The organism is Desulfomonile tiedjei, from assembly GCA_016212925.1.
Lineage (GTDB): Bacteria > Desulfobacterota > Desulfomonilia > Desulfomonilales > Desulfomonilaceae > JACRDF01.
This window is the reverse complement of the sequence record JACRDF010000052.1, coordinates 1-13187: the sequence shown is the minus strand read 5'-3', so window position 1 is coordinate 13187 and position 13187 is coordinate 1. Positions and strand designations below refer to the sequence as shown.

Genomic DNA, 13187 nt, shown 5'->3' with positions numbered 1-13187 from the left:
GAGGGCGAGGGGAAACTGATGCTCGAATCGCTCCAGCATCTAGCGACAGGTTTTGGAGTCGCCATGAGCTTCCAGAACCTCTTCTACTGCCTCGCAGGGGCAATAGTCGGGACCATGGTCGGCGTCCTGCCTGGTCTGGGGCCGATCGCGGGGATCGCTCTCTTGATTCCGGCCACATTCGGCCTCAATCCCACGTCCGCGATTATCATGCTGGCAGGTATTTACTATGGCGCCATGTACGGCGGGTCAACCACCTCCATCCTTCTCAATGTGCCCGGCGAGACGGCGTCGGTCATTACCTGCATAGACGGCTACCAGATGGCGCAGAAAGGAGAGGCGGGCAAGGCACTGGCAATCTGCGCCATAGCCTCTTTCATCGCGGGCACTCTGGGAATATTCGGGCTCGTTTTTCTCGCCCCTCCTCTTGCGGAGGCGGCCCTCGCCTTCGGTCCGGCCGAGTACTTCTCATTGATGGTCTTCGGTTTCATCGTCCTCAGCAACGTGACAGGCGGGTCTTTTCTCAAGTCCCTCATGATGGCCGTCGTAGGGCTCATCATAGGCACGATCGGTCTTGACCCGGTTACAGGGGACGCCCGGTTCGCCTTTGATTCCCCGTCTCTGCTGGGCGGAATTGAGTTTGTGGCCGTAGCCATAGGCCTGTTCGGCATCGGGGAAGTGCTCGTGAATGTGGCGCGGCCGGCTGAATTGCTCGAGCAGAAAGTCACTGTTCCCCGTCTGCGGGAACTCTACCCGAGCCTGCACGATCTCAAGGAGTCGATTTCTGCCATTCTGAGAGGGGCAGGCATCGGTTTCGGCGTGGGGCTGGTTCCGGGACCCGCACCGGTAATCGCCACCTATGCATCCTATATGGTGGAGAGAAAGGTCTCCAGGCACCCTGAAGAATTCGGGAAAGGGGCCATTAAGGGCGTTGCCGGGCCGGAATCCGCCAACAATGCAGCCTGCCAGTCGGCCTTCATTCCTCTCTTTGCCATCGGGATTCCATTCGCGCCGCCCACAGCCATTCTTCTGGGCGCACTCCTGATCCACGGCATCACGCCAGGACCCATGATGATCAGCGAACATCCGGGGCTCTTCTGGGGCGTGATTGCGAGCATGTATATCGGCAACTTTATCCTCCTGCTCCTCAATCTGCCTTTTGTTCCGCTCTTTGCCAATATCCTGAGGATTCCCAAGACGATCCTTCTTCCGCTTGTGACTCTGTTCTGTGTGACGGGCATGTACACGGTGAATAACTCGATGTTCGATGTATGGATGATGATCCTCTTTGGAGCAGTCGGCTTCCTGCTGAGAAAATGGGCGTACGAGGCGGCGCCGCTTCTGTTGGCGTTGGTGCTCGGCCCAAAACTTGAGGTGGCTTTCCGACAGTCGCTCATGATTTCTCACGGGAGCTTCGATGTATTCATCAATCGGCCAATCTCCCTGGCGTTTCTCGCAGCCACCCTGCTTTTTCTCCTTATCCCGCTTGTGAAAACCGTTTTCAGAGGGTTAAGGAGTGAGTCGGCAACCGGGTAAAGTGAAGGACGAAGGGCATTCGCCCGAGTGCGGGTCCTTCGGCAACCTCTAACAGGAAGGAGGGTTCGTATGAAACACCGATTCTTTGTGATTCTGCTAGCAGCAATCGTTCTAGGGGGAGCCCTGCCTCTTTCAGCCGCTGATTTTCCCACCAAGGAGGTCCAGATCATAGTTCCATGGGCTGCCGGAGGCGCCACAGACCTCATCTTCCGGGCAGTGGCTGCATCCACGGGGCAGTATCTTGGCAAGGCAGTGGTCGTGGTAAACCGTCCCGGCGGTGGAGGAGCCGTAGGATATACGGAGGCGAGCCAAGCTCCTCCGGACGGCTACACCCTCGTGTCGGCAATCACCCCGCTCACCATTCTCCCCCATCAGGTGAAGACGGCCTTCACGTGCAAGAGCTTTGATCCGGTAATCAACGTCTCGAGCGATCCGTCAATGTTCCTGGCGAGGCCGGACGCGCCGTGGAAAGACCTGAAGGAATTCGTTGATTATGCCAAGAAAAACCCGGGCATGATTACCGTGGGAAATTCAGGCGCGGGAGGAGGGGTCCATCTCGTTGCGGTGGCCTTTGAAAAGGCAGCCGGTGTGAAGTTCAACCATATCCCATTTTCCGGCGGCGGCCCTTCGGTGACCGCCCTACTGGGGGGCCACATCAATGCCGTCTCCGTGTCCCCGCCCGAGGGCATTCCCCAGGTGCAGGCCGGGAAACTGAAGATTGTGGCCCTCTTTGCGGACAAGAGGCTGGAAATGTTTCCCAAGGTGCCCACAGTGAACGAAGACGGTGTCAACTTCGTCATGGGCATGTGGCGCGGCCTGGCTGCTCCGAAAGGAACACCGCCTGACGTGATCAAGAAGCTTCACGATGCCTTCAAAAAGGGCATGGAGGACCCCGCGTTCAAGAAGAGCGCGGCGGACATGGCTGTGAACGTACATTATCTCGGTCCGGAGGACTTCGGAAAGCTGATGGCATCGGAAAACGATTTTTATGCGGGACTGGTGAAAGAGGTCAAGAAATAGAAAAACGAAAGGAGTGCTCCCATGAGATCGTCAAGAATCTGCTTTATTGCTGCATGTATTGCGGCAGCGGGCATGATCCTTGGAGCAGGGTTTGCTATTGCCGCGGACAAAACGATACGGCTTGCGAGCCCCTTCAAAAGCGGCCACATCCTTGTCGATGCCGGTGAAAAGTTCAAGGAAATCTGCGAAAAGGGAAGCGGGGGCAAAATAAAGGTGGAGGTCCAGCCTGGAGCGGGCACTGAAGAGGAGATCAACGTGTGGTGCGGCCAGGGCAAAGTGGAGATGCAGGCTACGGGCGGTCAACCTCTTGAGATCTCTGCGCCCCAGTACTTCTTCTTTAATGCGCCGTACGTGATGAAAGATTTCGAGCACTTCATGAGGGTATGGAATGGCCCGCTGGGATCGAAGGCACGAGAGCAAGTAGAAAAGAACGGCAGTCAAAAATACCTGGGTATCGTCTACAGAGGACTGCGACAGACTACTTCCAAGAAGCCACTCTACACTCCGGCAGATGTCCATGCGCTCAAGCTCAGGCTTCCCACCGTCAAGACGTGGATAGCCGTCTGGAAGGAGATAGGGGTGGACCCTGTCCCGATCACCTTGCCCGAACTGTACAGCTCGCTGAAGGACGGCAAGGCGGAGGCTTCCGAGGGCGATCTCCCACAGATCGCTTCGTTCAAGTTGAATGAGGTTCAGAATTATCTCACCATCACCAACCACCTGGTCCAGACAGGCGGAATACTAATCAACAAGCCGTTCCTCGACAAGCTGTCGAAACCTGAGCAGGACCTGGTCGTGAAGGCGGCGAACGAAGCCACCGAATGGGCCAATTCAAAGATCAAATCAGGGGAAAATCTGCTTCTCGTTGACCTTCAGAGGAAAGGAATGACGGTAGTCATTCCGGATGCAGAATCGTTCAGAGCCAAAGGAAAACCCGCGGTTGAGGAACTCTTCAAAAAGGAATGGCCCGTGACGACCTGGGTGGAGGTGCTGGCCCAATAATGCAACAACGACATTGAAGCGTATTGAAATCGGCCCAAACCGCCCTCCCCGTTCCCCCTCCTGTCGAGGGCAGAGGTTTTAAGACCCTCTCCCCTGATCGGGACAGGGTTGGGACAGAGGAATTCAAGCCCATAGACGTAAAGATAGGCTGTTGTCCCGGAGGGACATCCCGATAGTAGCCCGGCGATTTATCGCCGGGAATTGACGGCCAAGAGAACTTTCCGCATCTTCTGCGTTCCCGGGGGGCTCCCGAAGGATTAATCCTTCGGGAGCCCCCCGGGAACGCAGAACTGAATTATTGCTCATCGGTCACCCGGCAATGAATTGCCGGGCTACTATCATTGAGCCCCCCTGGGGCTCACAAATTCGGAGAGGTTTGCTATTTTAACGACCATGAGACTGAAGCCCGTATTGCAAAGGCTCAATCTCAATTCGTATTAGCAGACAATCAAGGAAGGATGGATCATGGCCCTGCTTGAGGAGATCAAGGAAAAGGAGCGGAGGGTACGTGTTTTTTTGGAGCAGAAGGGACTGGGCGGACTGCTGCTCAAACGGCAGGCCAATTTTTCGTGGATGACCGCGGGCGGCCTCAACCTGGTGGGCATTACGACTGAGGTAGGGGCTGCTTCTCTCCTGATCACGAGAGACGCGAAGTTCGTGATTTGCAATAACATAGAAGCCCCGAGGATTATGGAAGAAGAGCGGTTGGAAGCACAGGGGTTCACTGCAAAGCCATTTCCGTGGCACGAAGACCACGAGATCTCCATAGTCAAAGAATTGGTCAGAGATGGGCCGTTGGGTTCCGATGTCCCGTTTCCAAATGCTTCTGTCCAGGTCGAGGAGATTGCACGCCTTCGCTATTCTCTCACTCCCGAGGAACATGAAAGATACCGTTGGCTGGGGGAAAAGGTTTCTCTGGCCCTCGAGAGTACATTAATGGAGACCCGGAGGGGAGAGAAGGAATCGGAAGTTGTGGGAAGGCTCTGCAAAGAATTATGGAAGGATCGCATCGATCCCATCACGCTGATGTCCGCGGCCGATGATCGGGTCTCCCGTTTTCGCCACCCTATCCCTACGGAGAAAACGGTCGAGAGTTATCTCATGGTCTCTGTCAATGCTAGAAAGTGGGGTCTTATAGTCTCGCTCACCCGCTTCGTCCACTTTGGTAAACCATCCAAAGACCTTAAAGACAAGTACCACGCCAACGTCTTCATTGACTGTGCCTTCATGGCAGCGACCCGCCCGGGGGTGCCCGCCAAGGACGTTCTCCGCAAAGGCATTCAAGCGTACGAGAAGATGGGTTACGGAGAGGAGTGGAAGCTCCACCACCAGGGCGGCTCCATCGGGTATACGGGCCGGGACTACAGGACGAGCTTTGACACACCCGATATTGTGCAGGAAACTCAGGCCTTCACATGGAATCCGTCGATCACGGGGACAAAGTCGGAAGACACCATAGTGGCGACCTCAAACGGAACGGAAATGATCACAAAACCGATGATCTATCCAACACTTTCCGTGGAGGCGGAAGGCGTTGTATTCGCCAGGCCCGATTTCCTCCAGAAGGATTAGGTTTAGAGGCGGAGAAAGGAGTTGGCCGCGTATGGATAAAGTAAGAATCGGACTGGTCGGAAAAGGGTTTGCCGCGCGCCTTCATCTGGACAGCATAGCCGGATTGCGGGGGCTCAAGGCCGACGTGGTTGCCTATGCCTCAAGGAATCCGGATCGTGACTTTGCGGCGGCTTATGGGATCCCGGACCATTACGACGATTATAAGCGACTCCTGGAGCGTGACGACATCGATGTCGTGGACCTCTGTATCCCGACGGACCTGCACGAGGAGTTCTGCACCGAGGCAGCGCGGGCGGGAAAGCACATCATATGCGAGAAACCCCTCACAGGATATTTCGGAAAAGACCAATCGGAAGAACAGATTGGTTTCACCGTGAGCAAGTCCTTGATGTTGCGTGAGACGATGGAAGGATGCCGTCGGGTAGCGGAAGAAGTGGAACGCAACAGGGTGAAATTCATGTACGCTGAAAACTGGGTCTACGCTCCTCCCTTCGTCAAGCTCAAGAACCTTATGCGGGCAAGCCAAGGGACAATCCTCGACATGCGGTCCGAACTCAGCCACTCGGGATCGCAAGCGCCATATTCGAGACAATGGAAAACCTCGGGTGGCGGCTCTCTCATGCGGCTCGGCGCACATCCTGTCGGCGCGGTATTGCACCTGAAGCATTACGAAGGCTTGCTGAAGAGCGGCAGGCCGATCCGTGCCAAATCGGTTACCGCAGAGGTGGGATTTCATTCCAAGATTGAGGCGTTTCAGCAGGAGACGAAGAAATATGTTGTCTCGAACTGGGAAGACGTGGAGGACTGGGGCGTCATGGTAATAGCGTTCGAAGACGGATCAAATGCCACCGTGTTCTCGTCTGACGGCGTCTTAGGGGGCGTTAGAAACACCATAAACGTGTATCTCTCCAACTCGGTGGTCCATGTGAACATCAATCCGAATAATGCGATAGAAATTTATGCGCCAGATGCTCAGGTCTTCGAGGATGAGTTCATCGCCGAGCGGCTCGAGACAAAAGCCGGCTGGAACTTCCCCAACCCCGACGACAACTGGATGCGGGGCTACGCCCAGGAGATGGACGATTTCATTGATGACGTCCGACTCGATAGAGTACCGGCTTCGGGCCTGGATCTGGCAACGGACACGGTAGAAGTGATTTACGCTGCATACGTATCGGCGGAAGAAGGAAGGCGCATAGAAATCGGGACCTAGAACGCATTCGCAAAGTGGACATCCGGGGGTGTCATGGAAAGCACGTTGAACAAGTATGCTGGCAAGATTGAACGAAACGAGGTTAACCCCCATGTTTGGTACGACGGACATGCAAGCGGACTTATATTCGATCCGCGGCAGGAGGGGGTCCCTCTCGAAGTCTTAGGGTTCGGCGTGTATCGGCTGGGTCCGGAGTTAGTGACAACAGAAACCCTTGAAAAAGAAATGGTCCTTGTACCCCAGGAAGGTGAATTTGAGGTAGAGATCAATGGGAAGAGGTTCGGTGGAGCACGGTCAGGCGGCCCTTTTGCTGCAAGGCCGGGGAAATCCAATGCATCCGCGCTCTACATCCCCTGTAACACCAGATTAGGGATTCGGGGCAAAGGAGAAATGGCGTTTTTTGAAGCCCCTGCCCTTCGCGAACTACCTGCGCTTTATTTGTCTCCTGAAGAAGTCACGGTGGTCTCCCGGGGTGAGTGGATCTGGCGGAGAGACGTAATAAGCTTGATTTCCCCAAATAACGCGAGTTCCAACCTCATCGTCGGCGAGACCTACAACCCGCCGGGCTTCTGGTCCGGCACCCCCATTCACAGGCACGACAGGGATCAGCCGGCATTCGGGGAATCGGATCACGAGGAGGTCTACTACCACCGCTTCGGTTGGAACCAGGGGATGAACGATCAATTCGCGGCGTACGGGGTTCAGTTGCTCATGGACGGAAAGGGCCTGAACAAAGCCTATGTCATAGGAGACAAAAGCGCTTTTGCCATTCCGGGAGGGTGCCACCCTGTGGTCGCCTCGCCTGTCTCGGAACTTCTCTACCTGTGGGGACTTGCGGGCAGAGGTGGCGAACTGGCAATGAAAGATGTCCCGGAATTTGCCCACCTGAAGACCTTTGAAGAGATCTTCAAGCAACTCGCAGCAGAGCCGACACAGCGAATCATCTCTGCCGCCGAACTTGAGAGTCTGGCTGCGAAACATGCCTTAACGCAGGAGCAGACGGGCCTCTTGACCCTGATGTTGAAAGAAAAGGGGTTTGACATAGGTTGAGGTCGGCGGAGAGACATAGGAGTTAACATGGACAAGCGAGAGATCCTCGACCGGATGACAGCGGACGGCGTAGTTCCGCTGATCAGAACAGCCTCTGCCTCGGAGGCGTTTGACGTGGCTGCTGCAATCAAGGATGGCGGTGCGAGCTTCCTTGAAATAACGATGACTGTGCCTGGCGCAATCGACGTGATCAAAGAGCTGAGCCTGAAATACAAGGACGAATTCATCATAGGGGCGGGGACCGTCCTGGACCCTGAAACCGCAAGGGCATGCATCCTGGCGGGAGCGCAATTCATCGTGAGCCCCGTGCTCAATTTTGACCTCATTTCTCTCACACACCGGTACAGCGTTGCGGTCGTTCCAGGTGCTATGACTCCCACCGAGATTCTCACAGCGTGGTCCGCAGGAGCCGACCTGGTAAAGGTTTTCCCGGTCGGTCAATTGCAGGGACCGGACTATATCAAGGCTGTGAAGGAACCGCTTCCTCAAGTTCTTATCATGGCTTCCGGCGGAGTCACGTTAGAAAACGCCGGCATCCTCATCCGGGCCGGAGCGGCTGTGGTCGCCGCGGGCGGGAACCTCGTCGACAAAAAAGCGGTCAAAGAGAAGGCTTTTCATATCATCACTGAAAGAACTCGCGCTTTTCTGAGGGCAACCCGGGAGGCAAGGGCATCATGACGCGGATTACCTTCCCTTATTCTGACATGAAAAGCTTGGAGGTTCAGAACAGGAACCTTCTCGGGATCTTTTCTCCTACCACAGTCGCGGGCGGCAAGAGCGAAGAAGAGCTGATTGAAGAGGCTTTTCTCCATCCCATCGACTCGGACCCGCTGCAAAAAAGAGTTCGGAGGTGCAGAAAGGTCCTCATTGTTGTTGATGATCATACTCGCAGCACACCTGTCCGGAAGGTCCTTCCTCCATTGATGGAGGAATTGGCCGCAGGCGGGATCAAAAAAGAGGGCGTGACCATTCTTATTGCCCTTGGCACACACCGGCCCATGACCGTGGAAGAGCTGGCAAAGAAGCTCGGCAGGGACATCTATGAGCAGTATCCCGTCCTAAACCATATTTACTCGGACAAGTCCCAGCTCTCTTCTTTGGGTGAAACGGAGAAAGGCACTCCCATTGTTGTTAACAGGTTGGTTGAAGAAGCCGATTTCATCATCGGTATCGGCCAGATCGTGCCCCATAGGGTGTCCGGGTTCAGCGGCGGCGGCAATATTGTGCAACCGGGAATATGCGGAGAGATAACGACCGGCAAGACCCACTGGCTTTCAGCTCAGTTTACCGGCCGCGAGATCCTGGGGAAAATAGAGAACCCGGTCAAAAGCGAAATTGAAAGCGTCGCGGTGAAAACCGGGCTCAAATGGATCTTCAATGCCATACAGGACGGTTCCGGGAAACTGGTTCATGCCGTCGCGGGCGATCCGGTTCAAGCGTATCGAGTCGGCGCTGCCCGTTCGCACGAGGTCTACCGCTGCTCAATGCCATGCGAAGCTGATATTGTCATTGCTGATTCGCACCCGTTCGACTCTGACCTTTGGGTGGCATCCAAAGGCATATATGCGTCTGAATTGGCCGTGAAGCAGGGAGGCGTGGTAGTGCTGGTAAGTCCTTGTCTTTCGGGGGTTTCCGTCAGCCACCCCGAAGTCCTTGAAACTGGCTACCACGAGTTCCAGCAGATCGACCGGTTAGTCCAAAACGGTATGATAAAGAAGCTGACGGTCGCGGCCCATCTGGTTCACGTCGGGCGGGTAATAAAAGAAAAGGCGCAAGGGATCCTCGTCACTCGGGGGATATCCGCAGATGAATGTGAGAGGCTGGGATTTTTCTGCGCGAATGACCCTCAAGGTGCGCTTGAAAAGGCCCTATCGTTGTGCGGCCCCGACGCAAAAGTCGCCATTTTGCAGCGAGGTAGTGAAATACTCCCCGTTGTTCAAACAGGCAATGAATAGCGAACCGCCTTCTTGAAGGAGAGCAGATGAAAGCGGTGGTGAAATACGGCAAAGGAAAAGGGTTGATCGAAATGCGGGAGGTCCCCGAGCCCAAGATCGCGGCTCATGAAGTCCTGATCGAGGTGAAGGCTGTCGCGGTGTGCGGGAGTGACCTCCACATCTTTCATGACAGCCACCCATATTGGCCACCTGTTATACTAGGCCATGAGTTCTCCGGCGTGCTCGCAAAGGTTGGGGAATCCGTGAAAGGGTGGAAGGTCGGGGACAGGGTGGTGAGCGAGACACGGACCGGCGCTTGCGAGGTCTGCTACACCTGTCAAAGCGGCTTTCCCCAGGTCTGTGAACAAAAAAGGGCCTACGGAATAGGGATCAACGGAGCGTACGCGAAATACGTGGCAGGCCCGGCCAAGTTGCTCCATCGACTCCCCGACAATATACCGTTTGACGCGGCCGCAACGATTGAACCCATAGCCGTCTGTGTGACCGCGATTCTTGAAAGATGTGGCCTTCGGGCTGGAGAGTCAGTGGTCATTACCGGCCCCGGTCCCATCGGTCTTATCTCTCTGGCAGTTGCAAAGGCTGCCGGAGCGAAAAGCATTTTGATCACCGGTCGTGACTCGGATGAAGGGATAAGGTTTGAAAAGGCGAAAGAGCTTGGGGTGGATCTTACGATCAACGTGGATAAGCAGGACCCTGTCGGTAAAGTGTTGGAAATGACAAAGGGTCTGGGCGCGGACATGATTATCGAGACCTCGGGGGGCTCTCGGGCCATCTTCCAGGCCTTCGAGATGGTCAGGAGGCTGGGAAGGATCTGCGCCATAGGGATTTCGGGCAAGCAGGAAGTCCCAATCCCCTACGACAGGGGAATATTCAAAGCCCTGCGTTACGATTTCTGCTTCTCGAGCAGTTGGACCGCGTGGGAAACGACGATCGGCCTTATCTCAAAGGGATTGCTCCCCGCGGAAAAGCTTATTACTCATAGATTGCCCCTTGAAAAGTGGGAGGAGGCGTTTCATCTTCTGGAAAACCTTCAGGCTGCCAAGGTGATCTTGGAGCCTTAGTTATGGAGCGATAGATGGATGGAGGAACAACAAGAGTAGGATGAAAGATTCGAGGCCACTTAATGAATGCAGGGTTCTGTGCACGTCCACCACGTTCGGAAGGAGTGACCCATCCCTGAACTCTACACTGGAAGCGGCGGTACAGGAGGTGATTTACAACCCCTTCGGCAGGCCTTTGACCGCCCCCGAGCTACGCCCCCTCGTGAGGGATGTTGACGGCTTCATAGCAGGTCTGGACGAGGTGGATGCGTCGGTGCTCGCGGTTGCCAACCGCCTGAAGGTCATTGCCCGCTATGGGGTCGGCACTGACGGGATAGATATTGCGGAAGCGACAACCCGCGGCATTATGATCACCAACACGCCGGGTGCAAATTCAGCCGCTGTTGCCGAACTTACCATAGCCTTGATTTTGGCGCTGGCACGCAATCTCATAGCAGCCAATGAGGCCGTCCGACGCGGGGAATGGCCCGTACTGGGCGGCATTGGTATCCGAGGGAAGACGGTAGGGCTCATCGGTTTCGGTTCGGTGGGCCGTGAAGTCTCCCGACGTCTTAACGCTTTCGAGTGCCGTGTTCTCGCTTTCGACCCCCTAATAGGGCCTGAAATCGCTGAGGAGTATGGCATTGAACTCGTTAGCCTAGAAGACCTTCTCCTCAATGCCGACTTTGTTTCCCTTCACGCGCCGGCTACGGACTCGACTAGAGGCATGATCGACGAGAAATTTCTTGAACGTATGAAGAAAGGGGCATTCCTGATCAATACCGCCCGGGGAGACCTGATTGATGAGAGAGCCCTGGTGCGTTCTCTGGAAACCGGGCATCTGCGAGGTGCGGCCCTGGATTGCTTCAGCCAGGAGCCGCCGGACAAGGGGAGCCCTCTTTTAAAGCTTCCGCAAGTCATTGTCACTCCTCATACCGCGGCCCACACCGATGAGGCAGTGAATCGGATGGGATGGACAGCCGTCAAAAACTGCCTGGCAGCACTTGAAGGCAAACAGCCGTTACACATCGTCAATCCGCAGGTATTGGAACGAGGCTGCCACGGAGAGGATGATGGCAGATCGTAAGACCCGTTCCTGGTTCCTAGGCATCGACCTCGGCACAGGGAGCTGCAAGACCGTCATAGTCAACGAAAAGGCCCGGGTGCTTGGTTTTGGGTCAAGCGATTATGCCGGTTCCACCTTGCATGAGAAGTGGCAGGAACAAGATCCTCGCAGTGTGCTGAACGGCATGGTCGGCTCTGTGAGAGCCGCAATCCAACGAGCCGGTGAACCGCCGGCCAACTTCTCCGGGATAAGCATCGGCGGCGCGCTTCACAGCCTCATGGCTTTGGACGGCCGCGGCGACCCCCTAACCGGCGTCATGACATGGGCAACAGGCAGGGCCGTTCATCAGGCCGAGGCGATTCGTAGCACTTCCGGGGCCCAAGACCTGTATCGGCAGACAGGGTGCCCGATCCACGGCATGTATCCTTTGTACAAGGTGCTGTGGCTTCGCCAGGAACACGAGGAGATTTTCAGGAAGGCCGCCCGATTTATCTCTGCAAAAGAATACGTGTTTCAGCAATTGACGGGGCAGTTCGTTGTCGACCATTGCCTGGCAGCGGGCTCGGGATTCCTGAACATCCATGACTTGAAGTGGAACGATCCTTGCCTGGAACTGGCAGGAATTACCGCGTCCCAACTATCACCCCTTGGGGACCCCGGTGAGGTTTTCCGTGTTTCCAACCGGGAACTGGCAAGCCGGATGGGCCTGCCCGTAGACACACCTGTGGTACTGGGATCATCTGATGCGGTTAATTCCAGCCTTGGCGCCGGTGGGGTATTGCCGTGGCAGGCTACGTGCATGATCGGGACGAGCGGGGCCCTCAGGATCTTTTCTCCCCAACCTGTGTTGGACGAAGGCTCTCGAAGCTGGTGTTACGCAATTGACCCTAAGCACTGGCTGGTAGGAGGAGCGATCAACAACGGCGGCATCGCTCTTTCATGGCTGCTGGATCTCCTGCGGGGCGCTGTCCCAAATCTGCCGCGAGAGATGCAAATATCGTTTGAAGACCTTACCTCCCTCGCGAGTCAGGCTGGGATAGGAGCCGGCGGAATAATCTGCCTCCCCTTTTTTGCCGGTGAACGCAGCCCGAACTGGAACTTGCACGCGAGGGCCGCTTTTTTCGGCCTTGCCTTGCATCACAACGTCGAACATGTGGCACGCGCGGTAATCGAAGGCATATCTTTTCGATTCAGGAGCGTATACGACGTGCTTGTGGAGATCGCAGGGGATCTGCGACAGATACGGGCCTCGGGCGGGTTTACCCGTTCACCCTTCTGGCTCCAAACCATGGCCGACGTGCTCAACAGAGAATTGGTCGTACCCGCGTGGGGAGAGACTTCGAGCCTGGGCGCGGCACTTTGGGCAATGAGGGGCACGGAAACCCTCTCTCGCCTTGACGACATTGAGAACCTGATTCCTATTGGAGCAATACGCAGGCCGGACCCGGGCAACGCTGAAACCTATGAGAGGCTCTACGGCCTTTACCGAGATCTGTACACCGCTGTAAACCCACTCTTTGCTCGCATCATGCCTTTCCAAGAAGAGAAGAGCTGACCGGGCGTTTCGCGGGAAAGCAATCTCCCTTGGGCGATTGAATCGAGGTAGGACTGCCGGTTTCCCGACAGCCCCCTCACAGATCCCGGCGTGCGGTATTCCCGCACCGGGCTCTTCAGGACCGCTCGCTTCCGCACTGGCAGGTGTCACAGAAGCATTTGCTGGACGGGTCCGGCACGCT

11 protein-coding genes are annotated in these 13187 nt (G+C 55.8%); all 11 read left to right on the top strand.

The window, feature by feature from the left end:
- The first annotated feature begins 18 nt into the window (after nucleotides 1–18).
- Nucleotides 19–1533 carry a tripartite tricarboxylate transporter permease gene (locus HY913_23410; GenBank protein ID MBI4966247.1) on the top strand — a complete coding sequence of 505 codons (1515 nt, stop codon included), beginning with the start codon at nucleotides 19–21 and terminating at the stop codon, nucleotides 1531–1533.
- Nucleotides 1534–1602: 69 nt separating this feature from the next.
- Nucleotides 1603–2553, top strand: coding sequence for a tripartite tricarboxylate transporter substrate binding protein (locus HY913_23405; protein MBI4966246.1), 951 nt, complete (start codon nucleotides 1603–1605; stop codon nucleotides 2551–2553).
- Between the two features lie 72 nt (nucleotides 2554–2625).
- The gene (locus HY913_23400) at nucleotides 2626–3555 is read left to right on the top strand and encodes a TRAP transporter substrate-binding protein (GenBank protein MBI4966245.1); all 930 of its coding nucleotides are present in this window, start codon (nucleotides 2626–2628) and stop codon (nucleotides 3553–3555) included.
- Between the two features lie 465 nt (nucleotides 3556–4020).
- Complete coding sequence (locus HY913_23395) at nucleotides 4021–5127, top strand: M24 family metallopeptidase (protein MBI4966244.1); 1107 nt, start codon at nucleotides 4021–4023, stop codon at nucleotides 5125–5127.
- 31 nt (nucleotides 5128–5158) lie between these two features.
- The gene (locus HY913_23390) at nucleotides 5159–6340 is read left to right on the top strand and encodes a Gfo/Idh/MocA family oxidoreductase (protein ID MBI4966243.1); all 1182 of its coding nucleotides are present in this window, start codon (nucleotides 5159–5161) and stop codon (nucleotides 6338–6340) included.
- Nucleotides 6341–6373: 33 nt separating this feature from the next.
- Nucleotides 6374–7390, top strand: coding sequence for a 5-deoxy-glucuronate isomerase (locus HY913_23385; GenBank protein ID MBI4966242.1), 1017 nt, complete (start codon nucleotides 6374–6376; stop codon nucleotides 7388–7390).
- Between the two features lie 27 nt (nucleotides 7391–7417).
- Complete coding sequence (gene eda / locus HY913_23380) at nucleotides 7418–8068, top strand: bifunctional 4-hydroxy-2-oxoglutarate aldolase/2-dehydro-3-deoxy-phosphogluconate aldolase (GenBank protein ID MBI4966241.1); 651 nt, start codon at nucleotides 7418–7420, stop codon at nucleotides 8066–8068.
- Nucleotides 8065–9345 (top strand): nickel-dependent lactate racemase, encoded by a 1281-nt coding sequence (gene larA / locus HY913_23375; protein MBI4966240.1) that lies wholly within the window; start codon nucleotides 8065–8067, stop codon nucleotides 9343–9345. Before eda ends, larA begins: the two co-directional genes overlap by 4 nt.
- A 26-nt stretch (nucleotides 9346–9371) precedes the next feature.
- A complete protein-coding gene (locus HY913_23370; GenBank protein ID MBI4966239.1) occupies nucleotides 9372–10406 on the top strand; it encodes a zinc-binding dehydrogenase in 1035 nt (344 codons plus the stop codon).
- A gap of 40 nt (nucleotides 10407–10446) precedes the next feature.
- A complete protein-coding gene (locus HY913_23365) occupies nucleotides 10447–11472 on the top strand; it encodes a phosphoglycerate dehydrogenase (protein MBI4966238.1) in 1026 nt (341 codons plus the stop codon).
- A complete protein-coding gene (locus HY913_23360; GenBank protein ID MBI4966237.1) occupies nucleotides 11459–13006 on the top strand; it encodes a gluconokinase in 1548 nt (515 codons plus the stop codon). Before HY913_23365 ends, HY913_23360 begins: the two co-directional genes overlap by 14 nt.
- Nucleotides 13007–13187: the final 181 nt, after the last annotated feature.

Excerpts from the sequence above, each read along its gene's own strand:
- HY913_23410 (MBI4966247.1), top strand. The coding sequence starts at position 19 with ATGCTCGAATCGCTCCAGCATCTAGCGACAGGTTTTGGAGTCGCCATG.
- HY913_23405 (MBI4966246.1), top strand. The coding sequence starts at position 1,603 with ATGAAACACCGATTCTTTGTGATTCTGCTAGCAGCAATCGTTCTAGGG.
- HY913_23400 (MBI4966245.1), top strand. The coding sequence starts at position 2,626 with ATGATCCTTGGAGCAGGGTTTGCTATTGCCGCGGACAAAACGATACGG.
- HY913_23395 (MBI4966244.1), top strand. The coding sequence starts at position 4,021 with ATGGCCCTGCTTGAGGAGATCAAGGAAAAGGAGCGGAGGGTACGTGTT.
- HY913_23390 (MBI4966243.1), top strand. The coding sequence starts at position 5,159 with ATGGATAAAGTAAGAATCGGACTGGTCGGAAAAGGGTTTGCCGCGCGC.
- HY913_23385 (MBI4966242.1), top strand. The coding sequence starts at position 6,374 with ATGGAAAGCACGTTGAACAAGTATGCTGGCAAGATTGAACGAAACGAG.
- eda (MBI4966241.1), top strand. The coding sequence starts at position 7,418 with ATGGACAAGCGAGAGATCCTCGACCGGATGACAGCGGACGGCGTAGTT.
- larA (MBI4966240.1), top strand. The coding sequence starts at position 8,065 with ATGACGCGGATTACCTTCCCTTATTCTGACATGAAAAGCTTGGAGGTT.
- HY913_23370 (MBI4966239.1), top strand. The coding sequence starts at position 9,372 with ATGAAAGCGGTGGTGAAATACGGCAAAGGAAAAGGGTTGATCGAAATG.
- HY913_23365 (MBI4966238.1), top strand. The coding sequence starts at position 10,447 with ATGAAAGATTCGAGGCCACTTAATGAATGCAGGGTTCTGTGCACGTCC.
- HY913_23360 (MBI4966237.1), top strand. The coding sequence starts at position 11,459 with ATGGCAGATCGTAAGACCCGTTCCTGGTTCCTAGGCATCGACCTCGGC.